This window comes from Pseudomonas sp. S3_B11 (genome assembly GCF_054667715.1).
Genome location: NZ_CP162749.1, coordinates 417858 through 442602 on the forward strand (window position 1 = coordinate 417858; position 24745 = coordinate 442602).

Here is a 24745-nt window from a genome sequence, read left to right on the forward strand (position 1 = left end):
GTTGAACATCTAGTGACGACCGCCACTCTCTCTCCCGATCTGCCTGCACAAGGTCCCACCGAAGCGGACAAGCCCTGGTTCGTCTACCTGGTGCGGGCCGCCAACGGTTCGCTGTACTGCGGCGTCAGTGATGACCCGGTGCGGCGTTTCGCCAAGCATCAAAGCGGCAAGGGGGCACGCTTCTTTCTTTCCAGCCCGGCAGTGGCCCTGGTATACACCGAGGCTTGTCGCGACAAGGGCGAGGCCCTGCGCCAGGAGCGGCTGATCAAAAAACTCAAGAAAAGCGCCAAGGAATGCCTGGTGGCCAGCGCGCTTTCGCTTCATCAGCCGGGCTGATAGGCCTTTATCAGGCCGGTAGGCTGTCCCGATCAGGCGCGCTAAGCTGTAAGACTTCATTCCTGCAGTGGCTAATCTCATGTCAGAGCTGATCCTTCATCATTACCCAACGTCTCCTTTCGCGGAAAAAGCCCGGCTGCTGCTGGGCTTCAAGGGGCTGTCCTGGCGTTCGGTGAACATCCCGCCGATGATGCCCAAGCCTGACCTGACGGCGTTGACGGGTGGCTATCGCAAGACGCCGGTGTTGCAGGTCGGCGCGGATGTCTATTGCGATACGTCGCTGATGGCTCGCCGCCTGGAGCAGGAAAAAGCTTCGCCGGCGCTGTTCCCCGAAGGCCGGGAAATGCTTGCCGCGTCCTTTGCAGCGTGGGCCGATTCGGTGGTGTTCCAGCATGCGGTGAGCCTGGTGTTCCAGCCGGAGTCGGTGGCGGCACGGTTCGCCAAGCTATCGCCCGAAGCGATCAAGGCGTTCATCAGCGACCGTGCCGGGCTGTTCAGTGGCGGCACGACTACGCGCTTGGCCGCCGAGCAGGCCAAGCACCAATGGCCGACGATCATGGCGCGTCTGGAGCAACAGTTGCAGCGCGAGGAGGGCGATTTCCTGTTGGGTGATCCGTCGATCGCCGACTTCGCCATGGCCCATCCGCTGTGGTTCCTCAAGGGCACTCCGGTTACCTCGCCGCTGGTGGATGCTTATCCGGCTGTCTCGGCCTGGTTGGCGCGGGTGTTGGGTTTCGGCCATGGTGCCTCGAGCCAGATGAGTGCCGAAGAAGCCTTGGACGTTGCCCGCAACGCTACGCCGGCAGCGCTGCCGGATGAGGTATTCGACGAGCCGAACGGGTTCACGGCAGGGCAGCAGGTGAGCATCGCCGCGACCGACTATGGTGTCGATCCGGTGGTCGGGGAGTTGTTGTTTGCTGGCAGCGAAGAATTGATTCTGCGTCGCGAAGACGAGCGGGGCGGGGTGGTGCATGTGCACTTTCCGCGGTTTGGCTTCCGGATCGAGGCTCGATGAACAACGAATGACCTTGTGGGAGCGAGCTTGCTCGCGATGAGGCCCTCAAACCTATATCGCGGACAAAGCCTTGAGAATATTCTCCGGCTCATACCCACGAATCAACGTACCGTTTACATCCAGGATCGGAATCCCCCGGCCACCCAGCGCCTCATAAGTCTTGCGCGCCTCGGTGTCCTTCTCGATATCGAACTCGCGAAACGGCACGCCTTTCTCATCCAGGAACCGCCGGGTTGCCTTGCAGTAGCCGCACCAGTCGGTGGCATACAGCACGACGCGGGCGTTGCTGCGGATCTGCTCGGAAACCATCTGTGACGGGTTGAACACCCGCTCGATCTTGCCCCAGTTCTGATAGGCCACCACCACCAGCAGAATCAGCAGGAATTTCTTCAGCACCCCACCAAACATCAATTGCGACGCTTGAGCTGGTCGGTCAGCGACGTGGGCAGGCCCTTGATGATCAGCGTGCCGGCCTCTTCGTCGTACTCGATCTTGGAGCCCAGCAAGTGCGCTTCGAAGCTGATGGACAAGCCTTCGGCGCGGCCGGTGAAGCGGCGGAACTGGTTGAGGGTGCGTTTATCCGCCGGGATTTCCGGCGACAACCCGTAGTCCTTGTTGCGGATATGGTCGTAGAAGGCTTTCGGGCGATCTTCGTCGATCAGTTCGGACAGTTCTTCCAGGCCCATCGGCTCGCCGAGCTTGGCCTGGCTGCTGGCGTAGTCGACCAGGGTCTTGGTTTTTTCCCGGGCATCCTCTTCCGGCAGGTCTTCGCTTTCGACGAAGTCACTGAAGGCCTTGAGCAGGGTCCGAGTCTCGCCGGGGCCGTCGACACCTTCCTGGCAGCCGATGAAATCACGGAAATACTCCGAGACCTTCTTGCCGTTCTTGCCCTTGATGAACGAGATGTACTGCTTCGATTGCTTGTTGTTCTGCCATTCCGACACGTTGATCCGCGCCGCCAGGTGCAACTGGCCAAGGTCCAGGTGGCGGGACGGAGTCACGTCCAGCTCATCGGTCACCGCTACGCCTTCGCTGTGGTGCAGCAGGGCGATGGCCAGGTAGTCGGTCATGCCTTGCTGGTAATGTGCGAACAGCACGTGGCCGCCCACCGACAGGTTGGACTCTTCCATCAGCTTTTGCAGGTGTTCCACCGCCACGCGACTGAAGGCGGTGAAGTCCTTGCCGCCGTCCAGGTACTCCTTCAGCCAGCCGCTGAACGGATGCGCCCCGGACTCGGCATGGAAAAAGCCCCAGGCCTTGCCTTGCTTGGCGTTATAGCTCTCGTTGAGGTCGGCGAGCATGTTCTCGATGGCCGTGGACTCTGCCAGTTCGGAGTCGCGGGCATGGAGCACAGCTGGGGTGCCGTCGGGTTTTTTGTCGATCAGGTGGACGATGCAATGACGGATCGGCATGGATTTCTCGGCTGATGAAAGAGAGGAGGGCGCGCTCCCCGAAAAAGGGCCCAGTGTACCGCAATCACTGGTTTTGGAATCCGGCAAAGGCCCTTTCAGACCCGTCCGACACCCTATATGCATTTTTTTAACGTTTTAGCGCAAGAAAGCTGACCAAATGGGTAGCTAGAGGCGGATATTTCAGAGGCGTTGTGCTAGTTTTGCCCGGTCTTACGCGAAGTCACTGCGTTAAGCGTGCATTCAGCATCTGTCAGGTCGAACCAATCCCGGTTTTCGGCATCTATTACCCCGATCCGTCGCGGTGATTGCCGAGGGTGCCTGATCAAGAGAGATCGGGCTCGATGGCTGACACTGCACTCTGCAATCCATATGAATTTGATAGGGAAGGAACACTACATGGCTCTTACTAAAGACCAACTGATCGCTGATTTGGCTGAATCTGTAGACGCACCAAAAGCTACCGTGCGTTCGCTGCTGGACCAACTGGGCCAAGTCGTTGCCGATCAGCTGGAAAATGGCGGCGAAATCACTCTGCCAGGTGTTGGCAAGCTGAAAGTCACCGAGCGTCCTGCCCGTACCGGCCGCAACCCTTCGACTGGCGCTGCCATCGAAATCGCTGCCAAGAAAGTGATCAAGCTGGTTGTGGCCAAAGGCCTGACCGACGCGGTCAACAAGTAAGACCGCAATAAAAAAACCGTGCCTCGGAGCGATCCGGGCACGGTTTTTTATTGCCTTGAAAATCACCCGTAGGTGTCTTTCTAATCCTTGCGAACCCAACGCGACTTGCGCCAAGCCTGTTGCTGCGCCTCGGTCTGGAAGGTCCAGGCCACGAAACGACTCTGCTTCTGACCCTGGGACATCTCCACCACCTGGCTGTGCAGCGCCCCGGCCTTTTTCAGCGCGGTTTGAATCGCCGGCAGGTTCGACGCCTTCGACACCAGAGTGCTGAACCACAGCACTTGCCCGGCCAGCTGCGCGCTTTCGCCGATCAGTTGCGTCACGAACCGGGCTTCCCCACCCTCGCACCACAACTCCGCAGCCTGGCCGCCGAAATTCAGCACCGGCAGCTTGCGCTTCGGATCGGCCTTGCCCAGTGCCCGCCACTTGCGCTGGCTGCCCTTGGTGGCTTCCTCCAGGGAGGCGTGGAACGGCGGGTTGCACATCGTCAGGTCGAAACGTTCGGTGTCGTCCAGCAGGCCCAGGAGAATCTGCTTGCGGTTGGCTTGCTGGCGCAACTGGATGGCTTTGTTCAAGCCATTGGACTGGACGATGGCCTTGGCCGAGGCGATGGCCGTCGGATCGATCTCCGAACCGAGGAAGTGCCAGCGGTAGTCGCTGTAGCCGATCAATGGATAAACACAGTTGGCGCCGGTGCCGATGTCCAGCACCTTGACCGCCGCCCCGCGGGGGATTTCACCTTCGTTGTGGCTGGCGAGCAAATCGGCGAGGAAGTGTACATAGTCCGCCCGACCTGGCACCGGTGGGCACAGGTAGTCGGCCGGGATATCCCAGTGGGCGATGCCATAGAAAGCTTTGAGCAATGCCCGGTTGAACACTCGCACGGCCTCAGGGCTGGCAAAGTCGATGCTTTCCTTGCCGTAGGGGTTGATGATCACGAACTTTGCCAGTTCCGGCGTGCTCTTGATCAACGCTGGGAAGTCGTAGCGGCCCTGGTGGCGGTTGCGCGGATGCAGGCTGGCCTTCTCACGCGGCGCCACGGTTTTAGCCTCTGGGGCGGACTTGGGCTTCTGGCGGGCAGGTTTGGGTGTGCGGGGGGCGGTCATGGGCGAGTCGATTCGGGGATGGCTCAAAAAGTGGCGGGCATTGTCCCACATCCGGCCCGGTCTTGATGACTGCACGGTTTAAATGTGGGAGCGAGCTTGCTCGCGATAGCAGTGTGTCAGTTGGCATATGGGTTGGCTGACCCGCCGCTATCGCGAGCAAGCTCGCTCCCACATGGGTTTTGCGATACCTGAAAAGGAAAGTGACAGGCATGAAAAAGGAGGTCCAACTGGACCTCCCTTTTCATTGCGAACCGCTGTTACAGGCTGGCGATCCGCGCGTGCTGCTCGGCCAGCTTGCCCAAGGCCTGTTCCGCCTCGGCCAGTTTGGCCCGTTCCTTCTCGATGACTTCGGCCGGCGCCTTGTCGACGAAGCCTGCGTTGGACAGCTTGCCACCGACCCGCTGCACTTCGCCTTTGAGGCGCAGGATTTCCTTGTCCAGGCGCGCCAGTTCCGCGGCCTTGTCGATCAGGCCCGCCATCGGCACCAGCACTTCCATCTCGCCAACCAGGGCGGTGGCCGACAGTGGTGCTTCTTCGCCGGCTGCCAGGACCGTCACCGATTCAAGCTTCGCCAGTTTCTTGAGCAACGCCTCGTTTTCGTTGAGACGGCGCAGGTCTTCGGCGCTGGCGTTCTTCAGGAACAGGGCCAGTGGCTTGCCCGGGCCGATGTTCATTTCGGCGCGGATGTTACGCAGGCCCAGCATGAAGGTCTTGAGCCACTCGATGTCGTCTTCGGCCGCCGGATCGATGCGGCTTTCGTTGGCCACCGGCCACGGTTGCAGCATGATCGTCTTGCCTTGGGCGCCTGCCAGCGGTGCGATGCGCTGCCAGATTTCCTCGGTAATGAACGGCATGAACGGATGCGCCAGGCGCAGGGCCACTTCCAGCACGCGCACCAGGGTGCGACGGGTGCCGCGCTGGCGTTCGACCGGTGCGTTTTCGTCCCACAGCACAGGCTTGGACAGTTCCAGGTACCAGTCGCAATACTGGTTCCAGATGAACTCGTACAAGGCTTGTGCGGCCAGGTCGAAACGGAACTGATCGAGCTGGCGGGTCACTTCGGCTTCGGTGCGCTGCAACTGCGAAATGATCCAGCGATCGGCCAGGGTCAGCTCAAAGGCTTCGCCGTTCTGGCCGCAGTCTTCGCCTTTATCCAGCACGTAGCGCGCGGCGTTCCAGATCTTGTTGCAGAAATTGCGATAGCCTTCGACGCGGCCCATGTCGAACTTGATGTCGCGACCGGTGGACGCCAGCGAGCAGAAGGTGAAGCGCAGGGCGTCGGTGCCGTAGCTGGCGATGCCCTCGGCGAATTCTTCGCGGGTGGCTTTCTCGATCTGCTTCGCCAGTTTCGGCTGCATCAGGCCGGAGGTGCGTTTCTGCACCAGGGTTTCCAGGTCGATGCCATCGATGATGTCCAGCGGGTCCAGGACGTTGCCCTTGGACTTGGACATCTTCTGGCCCTGGCCGTCGCGCACCAGGCCGTGGACGTAGACGGTCTTGAACGGCACTTGCGGAGTGCCGTCTTCGTTCTTCACCAGGTGCATGGTCAACATGATCATCCGGGCGACCCAGAAGAAAATGATGTCGAAGCCGGTGACCAGGACGTCGGTGGAGTGGAATTTCTTCAGGAATTCGGTCTGCTGCGGCCAGCCCAGGGTGGAGAAGGTCCACAGGCCGGAGCTGAACCAGGTGTCGAGGACGTCGTTGTCCTGTTGCAGCGCCACGTCCGGGCCGAGGTTGTGCTTGGCGCGGACTTCGGCTTCATCACGGCCGACATAGACCTTGCCCGACTCGTCGTACCAGGCCGGAATGCGATGGCCCCACCACAGTTGACGGCTGATGCACCAATCCTGGATGTCGCGCATCCACGAGAAGTACATGTTTTCGTATTGCTTGGGCACGAACTGGATGCGGCCGTCTTCCACGGCGGCAATCGCAGGCTCGGCCAGCGGCTTGGTGGATACGTACCACTGGTCGGTCAACCACGGTTCGATGATGGTGCCGGAGCGGTCGCCTTTCGGGACTTTCAGGGCATGGTCGTCGACGCTGACCAGCAGGCCGGCGGCATCGAACGCCGCGACGATCTGCTTGCGTGCTTCGAAGCGGTCCAGGCCTGCGTATTCGGCCGGGATCTGGCCGTCGACGCTTTCGTTCAGCGTGCCGTCGAGGTTGAACGCCTGGGCTGCCGGCAATATGTTGGCGTTCTTGTCGAAGATGTTCAGCAGCGGCAGGTTGTGGCGTTTGCCGACTTCGTAGTCGTTGAAGTCGTGGGCCGGGGTGATTTTCACGCAGCCGGTGCCGAATTCAGGGTCGCAGTAGTCGTCGCCGATGATCGGGATACGGCGGCCAACCAGGGGCAGTTCGACGAACTTGCCGATCAGCGCCTGGTAGCGTTCATCGTTCGGGTTCACCGCCACGGCGGAGTCGCCCAGCATGGTTTCCGGACGCGTGGTGGCGACGATCAGGTAATCCTTGCCTTCGGCGGTCTTGGCGCCGTCGGCCAGTGGGTACTTCAGGTTCCACAGGAAACCTTTCTCGTCATGGTTCTCCACCTCGAGGTCGGAAATGGCCGTGTGCAACTTGGTGTCCCAGTTGACCAGGCGCTTGCCGCGATAGATCAGCCCGTCCTCATGCAGGCGCACGAAGGCTTCCTTCACCGCTTCCGAAAGACCGTCGTCCATGGTGAAGCGCTCGCGGCTCCAGTCCACGGACGAGCCGAGGCGACGGATCTGGCGGCTGATGTTGCCGCCGGACTCGTCTTTCCATTCCCAGACTTTCTCGAGGAATTTCTCGCGGCCCAGGTCATGGCGATTCTGGCCCTGGGCTTCGAGGCGGCGCTCCACCAGCATCTGCGTGGCGATACCGGCGTGGTCGGTGCCCGGCTGCCACAAGGTGTTGCGACCTTGCATGCGCCGGAAACGGATCAGCGCATCCATGATCGCGTTGTTGAAACCGTGGCCCATGTGCAGGCTGCCGGTGACGTTCGGCGGCGGGATCATGATGGTGTAGGAATCGCCCGCGCCTTGCGGAGCGAAATAATTCTCGGACTCCCAGGTGTTGTACCAGGAAGTTTCAATGGCGTGCGGCTGGTAGGTCTTATCCATGCGCGGCGGGACCCTATTGGCATTTATTCAGGAAAAGCCGGGAAGTATAGCGGGCGGGGCTGGTGCAAGCCACATGCAGCAAGCTGGAAGCTTGGCAGATGGCTTGTGGGCGCAACCGAACAATGAGGGAGCGAGCTTGCTCGCGATAGCGGTAGATCAGCAACATTGATGTTGACTGACACACTGCTATCGCGAGCAAGCTCGCTCCCACAAGGTGTTCGGTAGTCAGTAAATCTCGGGGTTACTCGTACTGGCTCAGCAACCGCTCCATCCGCGCATCCAGCCGACGCTTGATCTCGGTCTCGATGTGCGGGGCGAAGTCGTCGATGACGTCCTGCATGATCAACTGCGCCGCAGCGCGCAGTTCGCGGTCCAGGTGCAGCAGGGCGTCGGGCCCTTTGGCTTCGGTCTTGGCGGCAGGCTTGGGTTCCGGCTGGCCGTTGATCGGGTCGAACAGCAGGGGGATCTGTTCATCATGCACCGGCTCGTGCACGACCGTGTCGGTCAGCAGCGGCGGTTGCAGGTTGTCGTCGCCGAGCAGTTGGCGGATCGACTCGAGGTCATCCAGCAGGTGCGCGGGTTTTTGTGGCGGTTTTGGAGTGTCCATCGTAGGGCTCAGAGTCGCTGTAAACGGTGGTCTTGCAGAGGATAGCCCTGTTCGCGGTAGAAACGGAAACTCTCCCGCGCGGCTTGTCGGATGGCCGGGTCTTCGACCACCACTTCCGCCACACGGGCGAAGCGCTGGGCAAAGGCCGGTACTTTCAGGTCGAGGTTGACGAGCAGGTCCTGGTGCTGGCCGCAGTCATCCCCCAGCCCCAGCACGATCAACCCTTCGGGTTCGCTCTCGGCCGGGCCGTGGGGCACGAAGCTCTCGCCTTTGAAGGCCCACAGGCGTGCGTCCAGGTCCTCGCGCTGGGCGGCATCACTGCAATGCAGGTAGATGCGGTGCCCCATGCGCCAGGCTTTTTCAACGAGCTTGCAGGCGAAATCCAGCCGCGCCGACGGATCGGCGCTGGGCAGGATATAGAAATCGACTTTGGTCATTGCGGTTCCTGAGCCGCCGCTGGCGCCACCCGAGGGCGACGCCAGCGACGGTCATTGGTGTCAGGCCTTGGCGCGGTCCAGCAGGTACTGGGTCAGCAGGGGCACCGGACGACCGGTGGCGCCCTTGTCCTTACCGCCGCTGGTCCACGCCGTGCCGGCGATGTCCAGGTGCGCCCAGTTCAGGTTCTTGGTAAAGCGCGACAGGAAGCAGGCTGCGGTGATGGTCCCGGCTTTCGGGCCGCCGATGTTGGCGATGTCGGCGAACGGGCTGTCCAGTTGTTCCTGGTACTCGTCGAACAGTGGCAACTGCCAGGCGCGGTCGTCGGCCTGTTGGCCGGCGCTGAGCAGTTGGCCGATCAGCTCATCGTTGTTGCCCAGCAGGCCCGAGGTGTGGGAACCGAGGGCGACGATGCAGGCGCCGGTCAGGGTCGCGATGTCGATCACCGCTTGCGGCTTGAAGCGCTCGGAGTAGGTGAGGGCGTCGCACAGCACCAGGCGGCCTTCGGCGTCGGTGTTGAGGATTTCCACGGTCTGGCCGCTCATGGTGGTGACGATGTCGCCCGGACGCGAGGCCGTACCGCTGGGCATGTTCTCGGCGCAGGCCAGGATGCACACCAGGTTGATCGGCAGTTGCAATTCGAGCACCGCGCGCAGGGTGCCGAACACGCTTGCGGCGCCGCCCATGTCGTACTTCATCTCATCCATGCCCGCGCCCGGCTTGAGGCTGATGCCGCCGGTGTCGAAGGTGATGCCCTTGCCGACCAGTGCGTACGGCTTCTCGGATTTCTTGCCGCCGTTGTATTGCATGACGATCAGGCGCGGAGGTTGGGCGCTGCCCTGGCCGACGGAATAGAACGAACCCATGCCCAGGTCCTTGATCTTCTTCTCGTCGAAGACCTCGACCTTCAGGCCCTTGAACTCCTTGCCCAGTGCCTTGGCTTGTTCGCCGAGGAACGTTGGGTGGCAGATGTTCGGCGGCAGGTTGCCCAGGTCGCGGGTGAACGCCATGCCGTTGGCAATCGCGGTGGCGTGGGTCACGGCACGCTGGACTTCAGCCTGGGCAGCCTTGATGGTCAGCAGGGTGATTTTTTTCAGGGCGCGGGGTTCGGCTTTCTGGCTCTTGAACTGGTCGAACTGGTATTCGCCGTCCACCAGGGTTTCGGCCAGCAAGCGGTTCTTGCCGTAGCTGTCGCGGCCCTTGATCACCAACTCGTCCAGCGCCAGGGTGGCATCAGCGCCGCCAAGGCCCTTGAGGGTACCCAGCACGCCAGCAATGATTTTACGGAATGGACGGTCGCCCAGTTCAGCGTCCTTGCCCACGCCCACCAGCAGCACGCGCTCGGCCTTGAGGTTGGGCAGGTTTTGCAGCAACAGGCTCTGGCCGACCTTGCCGGCCAGGTCGCCGCGCTTGAGTACGGCGCTGATGGCCCCGCCGCTCAGGGTATCGAGCTGGGTGGCGACCACGCCAAGCTTGCGGTTTTCACCGACGGCGACTACCAGTGTGGCGGTTTTCAACGTTTCTGGGCTGACGCTTTTTACAACCAGTTCCATGTCCGGATCCCTGAGTCAATGGTCAAGAGGCCAGGCGCCGAGACGGTGGCGCGCTGAGCGAGCTTCTTCTATATAAAAGAAGCGCCGGTGCTTGCCGGCGACAAAGGCCGCAGTTTGAACCCCGGCGCCCGAGCCTGACAACCCTCGACGGCGCTAACTTTTGGCTTTAAGCACCGGCTTAAAGCGTGCGAAGTGACAGGCGCCTCCAATCACAGGATAATGCGGCTCTTTTTTCGGCGGCTCGCGTTGGCGCGCCGACTCGATACGTTTGCTTGTTTGGCCGCCTTAGCCTGACAACCCTGGAGTGTCTGGTTTGATCGTCTTTCGTTATCTATCCCGCGAAGTCTTATTGACCTTGAGTGCCGTCAGCGCCGTGCTGCTGGTCATCATCATGAGCGGACGCTTCATCAAATACCTCGCCCAGGCGGCCTCCGGTGCCCTGGACCCGGGCTCGCTGTTCCTGATCATGGGGTTCCGCCTGCCGGGCTTCCTGCAATTGATCCTGCCGCTGGGGTTGTTCCTCGGCATCCTGCTGGCCTACGGGCGCTTGTACCTGGACAGCGAAATGACCGTGCTGTCGGCCACCGGCATGAGCCAACAACGACTGTTTCGCATGACGCTGTTCCCGGCCACGTTGGTGGCGCTGGTGGTGGCCTGGCTGAGCCTGAGCCTGGCACCCCAGGGCGCCAACCAGTTCCAACTGCTGATCAACCAGCAGGACGCCATGACTGAGTTCGACACCTTGGTGCCGGGGCGTTTCCAGGCCCTGCGCGACGGTACGCGGGTGACTTACACCGAACAGCTCTCGGACGATCGGATCGACCTGGCCGGCGTCTTCATTACACAAAAGAACCTGTCTTCGGATACCAAGAAGGACCGTGGCATTTCCGTGCTGGTGGCCGAGAAGGGCCGGCAGGAAATCAATCCCGACGGCAACCGCTACCTGATCCTGGAAAACGGCTATCGCTATGACGGCAAGCCGGGGCAGGCCGATTACCGGGCCATCCAGTACGACACCTATGGCGTGCTGTTGCCCAAGCCCGAGGTCAGCGACGAAGTCACTGACCGCGACGCGATGCCCACCGCCAGCCTGCTGGGCAACGACGACATTCGTGCCCGTACCGAGCTGCAATGGCGCCTGTCCTTGCCGCTGCTGGTATTCATCGTGACCCTCATGGCGGTCCCGCTGTCGCGGGTCAATCCGCGCCAGGGGCGTTTCCTCAAGCTGCTGCCGGCGATTCTTCTCTATATGGCTTACCTGACCATCCTGATTTCCGCCCGCAGTGCGCTGGAGAAAGGCAAGATCCCGCCAGCCCTGGGCCTGTGGTGGGTGCACTCGATCTTCCTGGTCATCGGCCTGGGGTTGCTCTATTGGGAGCCGCTACGCCTGAAGCTGGCCAGTCGTCGCAGCGCGCTGGAGGTGGCCCGTGGTTAAACTCGATCGCTACATCGGCAGCAGCGTGTTCATGGCGATCCTCGCGGTGCTGGGGATCATTCTCGGCCTGGCGACCCTGTTTGCCTTCATCGATGAAATGAGCGACGTCAGCGACACTTATACCCTGATGGACGTCATGAGCTACGTGCTGCTGACCGCGCCTCGGCGGCTGTACGACATGTTGCCGATGGCGGCGCTGATCGGTTGCCTGATCGGCCTGGGCAGCCTGGCCAGCAATAGCGAACTGACCATCATGCGCGCCGCCGGCGTGTCCATTGGTCGGATCGTCTGGGCGGTGATGAAGCCCATGCTGGTGTTGATGCTGGTGGGTGTGTTGATCGGCGAATACATCGCCCCAGCCACCGAAAATACTGCCCAGGCCAATCGTTCCCTGGCCCAGGGTGGCGGCGATGCGCAAAGCGCCAAGCACGGCCTGTGGCACCGCCAGGGCGACGAATTCATCCACATCAACTCGGTCCAGCCCAACGGCATTCTGTACGGCGTGACCCGTTATCGCTTCGACGACCAGCGGCACATGCTGTCGTCGAGCTTTGCCAAGCGCGCCAATTTCGCCGAGGACCACTGGCAGCTGAGCGATGTCACGACCACCTTGTTCCATGACAAGCGCACCGAGGTGGTCGCCGCCCCGCAGGAGCGTTGGGACGTGTCGATCAGCCCGCAGTTGCTCAGCACCGTGGTGATGGCGCCTGAATCGCTGTCGATTACCGGCTTGTGGGGGTATATCCACTACCTGGCGGACCAGGGCTTGAATAACGGTCGCTACTGGCTGGCTTTTTGGGTCAAGGTGTTGCAACCGTTGGTCACCGCCGCCCTGGTGTTGATGGCGATTTCCTTCATTTTCGGCCCGCTGCGTTCGGTGACCCTTGGCCAGCGGGTGTTTACCGGCGTGCTGGTGGGCTTCACTTTCCGCATTGCCCAGGATCTGCTGGGGCCGTCGAGCCTGGTGTTCGGCTTCTCGCCGTTGTTTGCGGTGCTGGTGCCGGCCGGTATCTGCGCGTTGGCCGGGCTCTGGCTGTTGCGTCGGGCCGGTTGATTGCTCGTGTAGCGAGGGGGCTGTGGGAGCAAGGCTGTGTGGGAGCAAGGCTTGCCCGCGATGAAGGCCCTGTGGTCTTTCATAGATCGAGGTGGCTGTTTCGCGAGCAAGCTTTGCTCCCACTTGCGCGGTGTATCAGGTACAATTCCCGGCTATTTTTCGGCGGGCTATGCCTGCAGCCTTTTTGAGTGTTGATCCGTGAGTGATTTGAGTCATATCCGCAATTTCTCCATCATCGCCCACATTGACCATGGCAAGTCGACGCTGGCCGATCGCTTCATCCAGATGTGCGGCGGCCTGGCCGAGCGTGAAATGGAAGCCCAGGTCCTGGACTCCATGGACCTGGAGCGTGAACGCGGGATCACCATCAAGGCCCACAGCGTTACCCTCTACTACAAGGCCCGCGACGGCATCACCTATCAGTTGAACTTCATCGATACCCCGGGCCACGTCGACTTCACCTATGAAGTCAGCCGGTCGTTGGCGGCCTGTGAAGGTGCGCTGCTGGTGGTCGATGCTGGCCAGGGCGTCGAAGCCCAGTCGGTTGCCAACTGCTATACGGCCATCGAGCAGGGCCTGGAAGTCATGCCGGTGCTGAACAAGATCGACCTGCCCCAGGCCGATCCGGACCGCGTGAAGGAAGAAATCGAGAAAATCATCGGCATTGACGCCACCGACGCGGTCACCTGCAGTGCCAAGACCGGCCTGGGCGTGGACGAAGTGCTCGAGCGCCTGGTGCACACCATTCCCGCGCCGACCGGCAACATCGAGGATCCGCTGCAAGCGTTGATCATCGACTCCTGGTTCGACAACTACCTGGGCGTGGTTTCCCTGGTTCGCGTGCGCCATGGCCGCGTGAAAAAGGGCGACAAGATCCTGGTCAAGTCCACCGGCAAGATCCACCTGGTGGACAGCGTCGGTGTATTCAACCCGAAACACACCGCCACCGTAGACCTGAAGGCCGGTGAAGTGGGCTTCATCATCGCCGGCATCAAGGACATCCACGGGGCGCCGGTCGGCGACACCCTGACCTTGAGCTCTACCCCTGATGTCGATGTGCTGCCAGGTTTCAAACGCATCCAGCCACAGGTCTATGCCGGCCTGTTCCCGGTCAGCTCCGACGATTTCGAGGATTTCCGCGAAGCCCTGCAAAAGCTGACCCTGAACGACTCGTCCCTGCAATACACCCCGGAAAGCTCCGATGCCCTGGGCTTCGGCTTCCGTTGCGGGTTCCTGGGCATGTTGCACATGGAAATCATCCAGGAGCGCCTGGAGCGCGAGTACGACCTGGACCTGATCACCACGGCGCCGACGGTTATTTTCGAGCTGTTGCTCAAGAACGGCGAGACCATCTACGTCGACAACCCGTCCAAGCTGCCGGACCTGTCGGCCATCGAAGACATGCGCGAGCCGATCGTGCGGGCCAACATCCTTGTGCCTCAGGAGCACCTGGGCAACGTCATTACGTTGTGCATCGAGAAGCGTGGCGTACAACACGACATGCTGTTCCTCGGCACGCAGGTCCAGGTGACCTACGACCTGCCGATGAACGAGGTGGTACTGGACTTCTTCGACCGCCTCAAATCCACCAGTCGCGGCTATGCTTCGCTGGACTATCATTTCGATCGTTACCAATCGGCTAATCTGGTGAAGCTGGATGTGCTGATCAACGGTGAGAAAGTCGATGCCCTGGCATTGATCGTGCACCGTGACAACGCGCACTACAAAGGTCGTGCATTGACCGAGAAGATGAAGGAACTGATTCCGCGGCAGATGTTCGATGTGGCAATCCAGGCCGCCATTGGCGGGCAGATTGTGGCGCGTACAACCGTCAAGGCGCTCAGAAAGAACGTATTGGCCAAATGCTACGGTGGCGACGTCAGCCGTAAGCGCAAGCTGTTGGAAAAGCAGAAGGCCGGTAAAAAACGCATGAAGCAGGTCGGTAACGTGGAAATTCCACAAGAAGCCTTCCTTGCGGTGCTCAGGTTGGATAGTTAGGTCCTATGTCGCTAAATTTCCCGCTGTTGCTGGTTATCGCCGTGTTTGTCTGCGGCCTGTTGGCGTTGCTTGATCTGTTGTTCCTGGCGCCTCGGCGCCGGGCGGCCATCGCCTCTTATCAGGGCAGCGTCAGCCAGCCTGATGGTGTGGTGGTCGAAAAGCTCAACAAGGAACCGCTGCTGGTCGAGTACGGCAAGTCGTTCTTCCCGGTGCTGTTCATCGTGCTGGTGCTGCGCTCGTTCCTGGTGGAGCCGTTCCAGATCCCGTCCGGCTCGATGAAGCCGACCCTGGACGTGGGCGATTTCATCCTGGTGAACAAGTTCTCCTACGGGATCCGCCTGCCGGTGATCGACAAGAAGGTCATCGAAGTCGGTGACCCGCAACGCGGCGATGTCATGGTGTTCCGCTTCCCGAGCGACCCGAACGTCAACTACATCAAGCGTGTGGTCGGCCTGCCGGGCGACACGGTTCGCTACACCGCCGACAAGCGCCTGTTCGTCAATGGCGAATCGGTGGCCGAACAGTTGCTCGGTTCCGAGCCGGGTACGCTGGGCAGTGCCGAGCTCTACCGGGAAAAACTCGGCGAGGCCGAGCACCTGATCCGCAAGGAAATGAGCCGCTACCGCGCAACGCCGGACCATTCGTGGACCGTGCCGGCGGGGCACTACTTCATGATGGGCGACAACCGCGACAACTCCAACGACAGCCGGTACTGGGATGATCCGAACATTCCCAAGGACCTGCTGGGCATGGTCCCGGACCGGAACATCGTCGGCAAGGCCTTTGCGGTCTGGATGAGCTGGCCGGAACCCAAACTCAGTCACCTGCCGAATTTCTCGCGGGTTGGCCTGATCAAGTAATCACACACGGCGCTGTTGAACACAGCGCCGAATGCTTTTCTGGAGCCTGCGCAAGGTTGCCCGAAGGCATGAAGCCAACGATAGTCAGGACGTATTTTTGAACACAGCGTTAATTGTCCCAAGCCAACGGCGCCTTGCCGCCGTGGCGGTGGAATCCAGCCACGAACTCAGCGTGGGTAAACCGTGAGCGTTTCTCTAAGCCGTCTCGAGCGTCAGCTCGGCTACACCTTCAAGGACCAGGACCTCATGCTCCTGGCCCTCACTCACCGTAGTTTTGCCGGGCGCAACAACGAACGCCTGGAATTCCTCGGTGATGCCATCCTCAACTTCGTGGCCGGTGAGGCGCTGTTCGAGCGTTTCCCGCTGGCCCGCGAAGGCCAATTGTCGCGTTTGCGCGCACGATTGGTAAAGGTGAGACCCTGGCCGTATTGGCCCGTGGTTTCGACCTTGGCGACTATCTGCGCCTGGGCTCTGGTGAGTTGAAAAGCGGCGGTTTCCGTCGCGAGTCGATCCTGGCCGATGCCCTGGAAGCGTTGATTGGTGCGATCTACCTGGATGCAGGCATGGAAATGGCGCGCGAACGCGTGCTGGCCTGGCTGACCTCCGAGATCGACAGCCTGACGCTGGTGGACACCAACAAGGACCCGAAGACCCGTTTGCAGGAGTTCCTGCAATCGCGCAGTTGCGAGCTACCGCGCTACGAAGTCGTGGATATCCAGGGTGAGCCGCATTGCCGTACCTTCTTCGTCGAATGCGAAGTGGTCCTATTGAATGAAAAAAGCCGGGGTCAGGGTGTGAGTCGTCGTATTGCCGAACAGGTAGCGGCCGCCGCAGCACTGATTGCCCTGGGTGTGGAGAATGGCAATGACTGATACAACCGTCACCCGCTGCGGCTATGTCGCCATTGTCGGTCGGCCGAACGTGGGCAAGTCCACGCTGCTGAACCACATCCTGGGCCAGAAGCTGGCAATCACTTCGCGAAAGCCCCAGACCACCCGTCACAACATGCTGGGCATCAAGACCGAAGGCGCCGTGCAGGCGATCTACGTCGACACCCCGGGCATGCACAAGGGCGGCGAAAAGGCCCTGAACCGCTACATGAACAAGACTGCCTCGGCGGCATTGAAAGACGTCGACGTGGTGATCTTCGTGGTCGACCGCACCAAGTGGACCGAAGAAGACCAGATGGTCCTGGAACGCGTTCAGTACGTGACGGGTCCCTTGATCGTGGCGCTGAACAAGACCGATCGCATCGAAGACAAGGCTGAACTGATGCCGCACCTGACCTGGTTGCAGGAACAGTTGCCGAACGCCCAGATCATCCCGATCTCTGCCCAGCACGGCCATAACCTCGACGCGCTGGAGCGGGTGATTGCCGAACACCTGCCGGAAAACGATCATTTCTTCCCCGAAGACCAGATCACCGACCGCAGCAGCCGTTTCCTCGCTGCCGAGCTGGTGCGTGAGAAAATCATGCGTCAGATGGGCGCCGAGCTGCCCTACCAGATCACGGTCGAGATCGAAGAGTTCAAGCAACAGGGGAAGACCCTGCACATTCATGCGTTGATCCTCGTCGAACGTGACGGCCAGAAGAAAATCATCATTGGCGACAAGGGCGAGCGCATCAAGCGCATCGGCACCGAGGCGCGCAAGGACATGGAGCTGCTGTTCGACTCCAAGATCATGCTCAACCTGTGGGTCAAGGTGAAGGGTGGCTGGTCCGATGACGAGCGGGCATTGCGTTCGTTGGGTTACGGCGACCTGTAATCGTTTACTTGAGTGCATGAATTCCACTGTGGGAGCGAGCCTGCTCGCGATAGCGGTCTGTCAGTCAACATCCCTGTTGAATACCAGTCCCTCATCGCGAGCAGGCTCGCTCCCACAGTGGTTTGTGGTTGTCAGTAAAATCGCATTACTCATTGAGAACTCTGATTCCCATGCCCCCAACCCAACCCACCGGCCAATCCGCCTACGTCCTCCACAGTCGCGCCTACCGCGAAAGCAGCGCCCTGGTGGACTTCCTCACGCCGCAAGGGCGGCTGCGGGCGGTGTTGCGTGGGGCGCGGGGCAAGGCCGGGACGTTGGCGCGGCCGTTCGTGCCGCTGGAAGTCGAGTTCCGTGGCCGGGGCGAGTTGAAAAATGTCGGGCGCATGGAAAGCAATGGCGTTGCGGCGTGGCTCAATGGTGAGGCGCTGTTCAGCGGCCTGTACCTCAATGAACTGCTGATCCGCCTGCTGCCCGCCGAAGATCCCCACCCGGCCGTCTTCGACCACTACGCCGCCACGCTGCTGGCGCTGGCTGAAGGTCGGCCGCTGGAGCCGCTGCTGCGCTCCTTCGAATGGCGACTGCTGGATGACCTGGGCTATGGCTTCGCCCTGAACACTGACCTGCACGGCGAACCCATCGCCGCCGATGGCCTGTACCGCTTGCAGGTGGATGCCGGCCTGGAGCAGGTCTACCTGCTGCAACCGGGGTTGTTCAACGGTGCCGAGCTGCTGGCCATGGCCAAGGCCGACTGGAGTGCGCCGGGCGCCTTGTCGGCAGCCAAGCGGCTGATGCGCCAGGCCCTGGCTGTGCATCTGGGCGGACGGCCACTGGTCAGTCGCGAGTTGTTTCGCAAGCCCTGATCAACCCGTATGCTGTGGGCCGACCATTTGCCCATTCAGGAGCCTTTTCGTGAGCACCAGCAATCGCATTCTTCTCGGCGTGAACATTGACCATGTCGCCACCCTGCGTCAGGCCCGCGGTACGCGTTACCCGGATCCGGTCAAGGCAGCACTGGACGCGGAAGAGGCGGGCGCCGACGGCATCACCGTTCACCTGCGTGAAGACCGTCGTCACATCCAGGAGCGGGACGTGCTGCTGCTCAAGGATGTGCTGCAAACCCGCATGAACTTCGAGATGGGCGTGACCGAAGAAATGATGGCGTTCGCCGAGCGCATCCGCCCGGCGCACATCTGCCTAGTGCCGGAGACGCGCCAGGAGCTGACCACCGAAGGCGGCCTCGACGTGGCGGGGCAGGAGGCGCGGATCAGCATGGCGGTGGAACGCCTGTCGAAGATCGGCGCCGAAGTGTCGCTGTTCATTGATGCCGACGAACGGCAGATCGAGGCGTCCAAGCGTGTTGGCGCGCCGGCCATCGAACTGCACACCGGCCGTTACGCCGATGCCCAGACCCCCACGGATGTGGCCGATGAGCTGCAACGGGTCGCCGATGGCGTCGCCTGTGGCCTGGCCCAGGGCCTGATCGTCAACGCCGGCCATGGCCTGCACTACCATAACGTCGAAGCCGTCGCGGCCATCAAGGGCATCAACGAGCTGAACATCGGTCACGCGCTGGTGGCCCATGCGTTGTTCGTCGGGTTCAAGTCGGCGGTGGCGGAAATGAAAGTGCTGATCCTGGCTGCCGCCAAACCCTGACCCTGCCACCACATCCTGCGGGAGCTTGCCTGTGGGAGTGTTTGTTCCCGCAGGTCCCCCCAGATTAAGGGTTGTGTCTGGCTGTCAGAGCTGCGGGGATTCCTGGCTAGGCTTGCTCTTGTCGACACCCGGCACGTGCAGGTTGCCCTCGGCCACCTGGTTGCCTTCAAGCTGTGGCTGCGTCACCCAGGTCAGGATGTCGTAGTAGCGACGGATGTTCGCCACGAAATGCACCGGCTCGCCACCGCGGGCATAGCCATAGCGGGTCTTGCTGTACCACTGTTTCTGCGACAGGCGCGGCAGGATCTTTTTCACATCCAGCCACTTGTTCGGGTTCAGCCCTTCCTTGGCCGCCAGTTTGCGGGCGTCGTCCAGATGACCGCTGCCCACGTTATAGGCGGCGAGGGCGAACCAGGTGCGGTCGGGCTCTTCGATGCTTTCGTCCAGTTGGTCCTTCATGTACGCCAGGTACTTGGCACCGCCCATGATGCTCTGCTTCGGATCCAGGCGGTTGGACACGCCCATGGCCTGGGCCGTGTTCTGGGTCAGCATCATCAGGCCGCGCACGCCGGTCTTGGACGTGACCGCCGGTTGCCACAGCGATTCCTGATAGCCGATCGCGGCCAACAGGCGCCAATCGACTTTCTCTTGCTTGGCGTAGGCCTTGAAGTGCTGTTCGTATTTGGGCAGCCGTTGCTGCAAATGCTGGGCGAATGTGGTGGCGCCCATGTAGCCGAGGACATCGACGTGCCCGTAATAGCGGTCTTTGAGGCGCTGCAAGGTGCCGTTCTTCTGCACCTTTTCCAGGTAGCTGTTGATCTCGTTGAGCAGGCTGTTGTCCTCGCCGGGGGCGACCGCCCAACTCTGACTGCGGGCATCGCCCAGGTCGAAAGCCACGCGCACGTTGGGGAAGTACACCTGGTTCATCGCCACTTCGTTGGAGTCCACCAGGGTCAGGTCGATCTGGCCCTCGTCGACCATGCGCAACAGGTCGACCACTTCGACCGCGTCGGATTCTTCGTATTCGATGCCCGGATACTGCTGCTTCAACTGTGCCAGCTGTTCGGCGTGGGTGCTGCCCTTGAGCACCATGATTTTCTTGCCGGCCAGGGCGGCGGCGTCGGTCGGGCGTGACTGGCCGTTGCGGTAGATGATCTGTGGGGTGACTTCCAGGTAGGAGCGGGAAAACCGTACCTGCTTCTTGCGCTGTTCGCTGCTGACAAGGCCCGCGGCCGCCAATACCGGACCGTTGGGCTTGCCGATCTGGCTGAACAGGTCGTCGAGGTTGTCGGCGGTCTCTATCTTCAGTTCCACCCCCAAATCGTCGGCGAAGCGCTTCACCAGCTCGTATTCGAAGCCGGTTTCACCGTTACGATCCTCAAAGTAGGTGGCGGGGCTGTTTCGGGTAACCACCCGCAGCACGCCATCCTCCTTTACGCGCTCCAGTGTGTTGGGTTTCTCAACACAACCACTGAGCACCAGGAAGAGTCCGGTTGCGATCAGCCATCTGGCATATCGCGGACGCAAAGCCGTTGGGGAAAACATCTGCGCAGTATACGCAAACGGCCCCTACCGCCATATCTCGACAGCAAATGGCCAGTCTGCTAGCCATTGCAAAACATGTCCGCAGCACCGGCCGGCCGGGGTGCGCAGGGCTTTGCGTCGCTGAAAAATAACTCTGCGAAAACCTTGGCGCGGGTGTCCAATTGCGCCGTGTGCGCAAAGACCGACATTCGGCCAGCACCGCGCGTGCCGTTTCGGGTGCCGTTGGCGGCGGTTTAGGCTAGAATGCACGGCCTCAAAGCACACCCCCTTCCCGAGGCTGTCCCGAAGATGTTGATCCTGCGCGGCGCTCCTGCCCTTTCTGCCTTTCGCCACAGCAAACTCCTTGAGCAACTGAGCCAGAAGGTTCCGGCTGTCAGTGGCTTGTATGCTGAATTCGCTCACTTCGCCGAAGTCACCGGCGGTTTGACCGGCGACGAACAGCAGGTGCTTGCGCGCCTTCTGAAGTACGGTCCCAGTGTTCCTGTCCAGGAGCCGGCCGGTCGCCTGTTCCTGGTGCTGCCGCGTTTCGGCACCATTTCGCCATGGTCGAGCAAGGCCAGCGATATCGCCCGCAACTGCGGCCTGGCGAAAGTCCAGCGCCTGGAGCGCGGTATTGCCTTTTATGTCGCCGGTGAGTTCAGCGAGGCCGAGGCCCAACTGATCGCCGACGGCCTGCATGACCGCATGACCCAGGTCGTCCTGGGCAACCTGGAGCAGGCCGCCGGCCTGTTCAGCCACGCCGAACCCAAGCCACTGACCGCCATCGATGTACTGGGCGGCGGCCGTGCCGCGCTGGAAAAAGCCAACGTCGAGCTGGGCCTGGCCCTGGCTGAAGACGAGATCGATTACCTGGTCAACGCCTTCCAGGGCTTGAATCGCAACCCGCACGACATCGAACTGATGATGTTCGCCCAGGCCAACTCCGAGCACTGTCGCCACAAGATCTTCAACGCCAGTTGGGACATTGATGGCCAGGACCAGGAAAAAAGCCTGTTCGGCATGATCAAGAACACCTACCAGATGCACAACGAAGGTGTGCTGTCGGCCTACAAGGACAACGCGGCGGTGATCGTCGGCAACGTTGCCGGTCGCTTCTACCCGAACCCTGAGACCCGCCAGTACGGTGCGGTCCAGGAACCGGTGCACATCCTGATGAAGGTCGAGACCCACAACCACCCGACGGCGATTGCCCCGTTCCCGGGCGCGTCCACCGGTTCCGGTGGCGAGATCCGCGACGAAGGCGCCACCGGGCGCGGTGCCAAGCCCAAGGCCGGCCTGACCGGCTTCACCGTGTCGAACCTGCAGATCCCGGGCTTCGAACAGCCGTGGGAAAAGCCGTACGGCAAACCTGAGCGCATCGTCAACGCCCTCGACATCATGATCGAAGGTCCCCTGGGGGGCGCGGCGTTCAACAACGAATTCGGCCGTCCGGCCCTGACCGGCTATTTCCGTACCTTCGAACAGTCCATCACCACCCCGCGTGGTGAGGAAGTCCGTGGTTACCACAAGCCGATCATGTTGGCTGGTGGCATGGGCAACATCCGCGCCGAACACGTGCAGAAAGGCGAGATCCTGGTCGGCTCCAAGCTGATCGTCCTCGGTGGCCCGGCCATGCTCATCGGCCTGGGCGGCGGCGCCGCTTCCTCCATGGCCACCGGCACCAGCTCGGCGGACCTGGACTTCGCTTCGGTCCAACGGGAAAACCCGGAAATGGAACGCCGTTGCCAGGAAGTCATCGACCGTTGCTGGCAGTTGGGTGACCACAACCCCATCAGCTTCATCCACGACGTCGGCGCGGGCGGCCTGTCCAACGCCTTCCCGGAACTGGTCAACGACGGTGGCCGCGGTGGCCGCTTCGAACTGCGCAACATTCCAAACGACGAGCCGGGCATGGCCCCGCACGAAATCTGGAGCAACGAATCCCAGGAACGTTACGTCCTGGCGGTCGGTCCGGCGGACTTCGAGCGCTTCAAGGCCATTTGCGAGCGCGAGCGCTGCCCGTTCGCGGTAGTGGGGGAAGCCACCGCCGAGCCGCAATTGACCGTCACCGACAGCCATTTCGGCAACAGCCCGGTGGACATGCCGCTGGAAGTGCTGCTGGGCAAGGCCCCGCGTATGCACCGTTCGGCCGTTCGCGAAGCCGAGTTGGGCGACGATTTCGATCCATCGACCCTCGATCTCGCCGAGTCCATCGAGCGCGTGCTGCATCACCCGGCCGTGGCGAGCAAGAGCTTTTTGATCACCATCGGCGACCGCACCATCACCGGCCTCGTGGCCCGTGACCAGATGGTCGGCCCGTGGCAGGTGCCGGTGGCTGACGTGGCCGTGACCGCCACCAGCTTCGACGTCTACACCGGTGAAGCCATGGCGATGGGCGAGCGCACGCCGCTGGCACTGCTGGACGCCCCGGCGTCGGGCCGCATGGCGATTGGCGAGACCCTGACCAACATTGCGGCTTCGCGCATCGGCAAGATTTCCGACATCAAGCTGTCGGCCAACTGGATGTCCGCCGCCGGTCACCCGGGTGAAGACGCCCGCCTGTACGACACGGTCAAGGCTGTCGGCATGGAGCTGTGCCCTGAGCTGGGTATCACCATTCCGGTGGGCAAGGACTCCATGTCCATGGCCACGCGCTGGAACGACGAAGGCGTGGACAAGAGCGTGACTTCGCCGCTGTCGCTGATCGTGACCGGTTTCGCCCCGGTCACCGACATCCGCCAGACCCTGACCCCGCAACTGCGCATGGACAAGGGCACCACCGATCTGATCCTGATCGACCTGGGCCGTGGCCAGAACCGCATGGGCGCCTCGATCCTGGCCCAGGTGCACGGCAAGCTCGGCTCGCAAGCGCCGGACGTCGATGATGCCGAAGACCTGAAGGCATTCTTCGCCGTCATCCAGGGTCTCAACGCCGACGGTCACCTGCTGGCCTACCACGACCGTTCCGACGGCGGTTTGCTGACCACCGTGGTGGAAATGGCCTTTGCCGGCCACTGCGGCCTGAGCCTGACCCTCGACAGCGTTGCCGAGTCCAAGGCCGAAATCCCGGCCATCCTGTTCAACGAAGAGTTGGGCGCGGTGATCCAGGTTCGCCAGGACGCCACCCCGGACATCCTCGCCCAGTTCAGCGCAGCTGGCCTGGCCGACTGCGTCTCGGTGATCGGCCAGCCGATCAACAACGCCCACATCAACATCACCTTCAATGGCGACACCGTCTTTGAAGGCCAGCGCAGCCTGTTGCAGCGCCAGTGGGCGGAAACCAGCTACCAGATCCAGCGCCTGCGCGACAACGCCGATTGCGCCGAGCAGGAATTCGACGCGCTGCTGGAAGAAGACAACCCGGGCCTGAGCGCCAAGCTCAGCTACGACGTCAACCACGACGTGGCCGCGCCCTACATCAAGAAAGGCATTCGCCCACAAGTGGCGGTCCTGCGCGAGCAGGGCGTCAACGGCCAGGTGGAGATGGCGGCGGCATTCGACCGCGCCGGTTTCAATGCGATCGATGTGCACATGAGCGACATCCTGGCTGGCCGTGTCGACCTGAACGACTTCAAGGGCATGGTCGCTTGCGGCGGTTTCTCCTACGGTGACGTGTTGGGTGCCGGTGAAGGCTGGGCCAAGTCGGCGCTGTTCAACAGCCGCGCCCGCGATGCGTTCCAGGGTTTCTTCGAACGCACCGACAGTTTCACCCTCGGCGTGTGCAACGGTTGCCAGATGATGTCCAACCTGCACGAGCTGATCCCGGGCAGCGAGTTCTGGCCGCACTTCGTGCGTAACCGTTCCGAGCAGTTCGAAGCGCGCGTGGCGATGGTCCAGGTCCAGGAGTCGAATTCGATCTTCCTGCAGGGCATGGCCGGTTCGCGCATGCCGATCGCCATCGCCCACGGCGAAGGCCACGCGGAGTTCGAAAGCGAAGAAGCGTTGCTCGAAGCCGACTTGTCTGGTTGCGTGTCGCTGCGTTTTGTCGACAACCACGGCAAGGTCACCGAAACCTACCCGGCCAACCCGAACGGCTCGCCGCGCGGGATCACCGGCCTGACCAGCCGCGACGGCCGCGTCACGATCATGATGCCGCACCCGGAGCGTGTATTCCGCGCGGTGCAGAACTCGTGGCGTTCGGACGACTGGAACGAAGACGCGCCATGGATGCGCATGTTCCGCAACGCCCGCGTCTGGGTGAACTAAGG

General features: G+C 61.7%; 19 protein-coding genes and 1 pseudogene. 12 read left to right on the forward strand and 8 right to left on the reverse strand.

Annotated elements, in window-relative coordinates:
- Positions 1–12 precede the first annotated feature (12 nt).
- Together AB4O22_RS01995 and AB4O22_RS02000 are read left to right on the forward strand one after the other, a co-directional pair.
- On the forward strand, positions 13–336 hold the full coding sequence (locus AB4O22_RS01995) for a GIY-YIG nuclease family protein (RefSeq protein WP_460095810.1): 324 nt from the start codon (positions 13–15) through the stop codon (positions 334–336).
- Between the two features lie 79 nt (positions 337–415).
- On the forward strand, positions 416–1351 hold the full coding sequence (locus AB4O22_RS02000; protein WP_100264019.1) for a glutathione S-transferase family protein: 936 nt from the start codon (positions 416–418) through the stop codon (positions 1349–1351).
- Between the two features lie 51 nt (positions 1352–1402).
- On the opposite strand, the gene AB4O22_RS02005 is transcribed toward AB4O22_RS02000, so the two are convergent.
- The gene (locus AB4O22_RS02005) at positions 1403–1759 is read right to left on the reverse strand and encodes a glutaredoxin family protein (protein ID WP_027911414.1); all 357 of its coding nucleotides are present in this window, start codon (positions 1757–1759) and stop codon (positions 1403–1405) included.
- Positions 1759–2763, reverse strand: a complete 1005-nt coding sequence (yejK, locus tag AB4O22_RS02010; protein WP_003205290.1) for a nucleoid-associated protein YejK — start codon at positions 2761–2763, stop codon at positions 1759–1761. Before yejK ends, AB4O22_RS02005 begins: the two co-directional genes overlap by 1 nt.
- 396 nt (positions 2764–3159) lie before the next feature.
- On the opposite strand from yejK, the gene AB4O22_RS02015 reads away from it, so the two are divergent.
- Positions 3160–3441, forward strand: a complete 282-nt coding sequence (locus AB4O22_RS02015; RefSeq protein ID WP_003205289.1) for an HU family DNA-binding protein — start codon at positions 3160–3162, stop codon at positions 3439–3441.
- Between the two features lie 80 nt (positions 3442–3521).
- Here AB4O22_RS02015 and rlmF read toward each other — a convergent pair whose 3' ends face one another.
- The 5 genes from rlmF to AB4O22_RS02040 form a co-directional block, all read right to left on the reverse strand.
- Entirely contained in the window at positions 3522–4547 is a 1026-nt protein-coding gene (rlmF, locus tag AB4O22_RS02020; protein WP_460095811.1) for a 23S rRNA (adenine(1618)-N(6))-methyltransferase RlmF, read from the reverse strand.
- Between the two features lie 257 nt (positions 4548–4804).
- Positions 4805–7651, reverse strand: a complete 2847-nt coding sequence (locus AB4O22_RS02025) for a valine--tRNA ligase (protein WP_003205286.1) — start codon at positions 7649–7651, stop codon at positions 4805–4807.
- A gap of 241 nt (positions 7652–7892) precedes the next feature.
- Positions 7893–8258, reverse strand: coding sequence for a hypothetical protein (locus AB4O22_RS02030; RefSeq protein WP_027911412.1), 366 nt, complete (start codon positions 8256–8258; stop codon positions 7893–7895).
- A gap of 8 nt (positions 8259–8266) precedes the next feature.
- Positions 8267–8695, reverse strand: a complete 429-nt coding sequence (locus AB4O22_RS02035; RefSeq protein WP_003205282.1) for a DNA polymerase III subunit chi — start codon at positions 8693–8695, stop codon at positions 8267–8269.
- A 60-nt stretch (positions 8696–8755) separates the two neighbouring features.
- A complete protein-coding gene (locus AB4O22_RS02040) occupies positions 8756–10246 on the reverse strand; it encodes a leucyl aminopeptidase (RefSeq protein WP_223470413.1) in 1491 nt (496 codons plus the stop codon).
- Positions 10247–10559: 313 nt separating this feature from the next.
- Between AB4O22_RS02040 and lptF the strand changes: the two genes are divergently transcribed.
- The 8 genes and pseudogenes from lptF (at position 10560) to pdxJ (ending at position 19013) form a co-directional block, all read left to right on the forward strand.
- Positions 10560–11681 carry an LPS export ABC transporter permease LptF gene (gene lptF, locus AB4O22_RS02045; protein ID WP_223470414.1) on the forward strand — a complete coding sequence of 374 codons (1122 nt, stop codon included), beginning with the start codon at positions 10560–10562 and terminating at the stop codon, positions 11679–11681.
- On the forward strand, positions 11674–12735 hold the full coding sequence (gene lptG, locus AB4O22_RS02050; protein ID WP_057448993.1) for an LPS export ABC transporter permease LptG: 1062 nt from the start codon (positions 11674–11676) through the stop codon (positions 12733–12735). Before lptF ends, lptG begins: the two co-directional genes overlap by 8 nt.
- A 198-nt stretch (positions 12736–12933) precedes the next feature.
- On the forward strand, positions 12934–14733 hold the full coding sequence (gene lepA, locus AB4O22_RS02055) for a translation elongation factor 4 (protein WP_003205274.1): 1800 nt from the start codon (positions 12934–12936) through the stop codon (positions 14731–14733).
- Positions 14734–14738: 5 nt separating this feature from the next.
- Positions 14739–15593, forward strand: a complete 855-nt coding sequence (lepB, locus tag AB4O22_RS02060) for a signal peptidase I (protein WP_003205272.1) — start codon at positions 14739–14741, stop codon at positions 15591–15593.
- A 183-nt stretch (positions 15594–15776) separates the two neighbouring features.
- Positions 15777–16465, forward strand: a pseudogene (rnc, locus tag AB4O22_RS02065) (ribonuclease III).
- Positions 16458–17360, forward strand: a complete 903-nt coding sequence (gene era / locus AB4O22_RS02070; protein WP_003205264.1) for a GTPase Era — start codon at positions 16458–16460, stop codon at positions 17358–17360. The pseudogene rnc and the gene era overlap by 8 nt, the downstream one beginning before the upstream one ends.
- Before the next feature lie 170 nt (positions 17361–17530).
- Positions 17531–18220, forward strand: coding sequence for a DNA repair protein RecO (gene recO / locus AB4O22_RS02075; RefSeq protein ID WP_460095812.1), 690 nt, complete (start codon positions 17531–17533; stop codon positions 18218–18220).
- Between the two features lie 49 nt (positions 18221–18269).
- Positions 18270–19013 (forward strand): pyridoxine 5'-phosphate synthase, encoded by a 744-nt coding sequence (gene pdxJ / locus AB4O22_RS02080; protein WP_460095813.1) that lies wholly within the window; start codon positions 18270–18272, stop codon positions 19011–19013.
- A gap of 84 nt (positions 19014–19097) precedes the next feature.
- On the opposite strand, the gene mltF is transcribed toward pdxJ, so the two are convergent.
- A complete protein-coding gene (gene mltF / locus AB4O22_RS02085) occupies positions 19098–20558 on the reverse strand; it encodes a membrane-bound lytic murein transglycosylase MltF (RefSeq protein WP_003205258.1) in 1461 nt (486 codons plus the stop codon).
- A gap of 288 nt (positions 20559–20846) precedes the next feature.
- Here mltF and purL point away from each other — a divergent pair, with 288 nt between their 5' ends.
- On the forward strand, positions 20847–24743 hold the full coding sequence (gene purL / locus AB4O22_RS02090; RefSeq protein ID WP_460095815.1) for a phosphoribosylformylglycinamidine synthase: 3897 nt from the start codon (positions 20847–20849) through the stop codon (positions 24741–24743).
- The last annotated feature ends 2 nt before the right edge of the window (positions 24744–24745 follow it).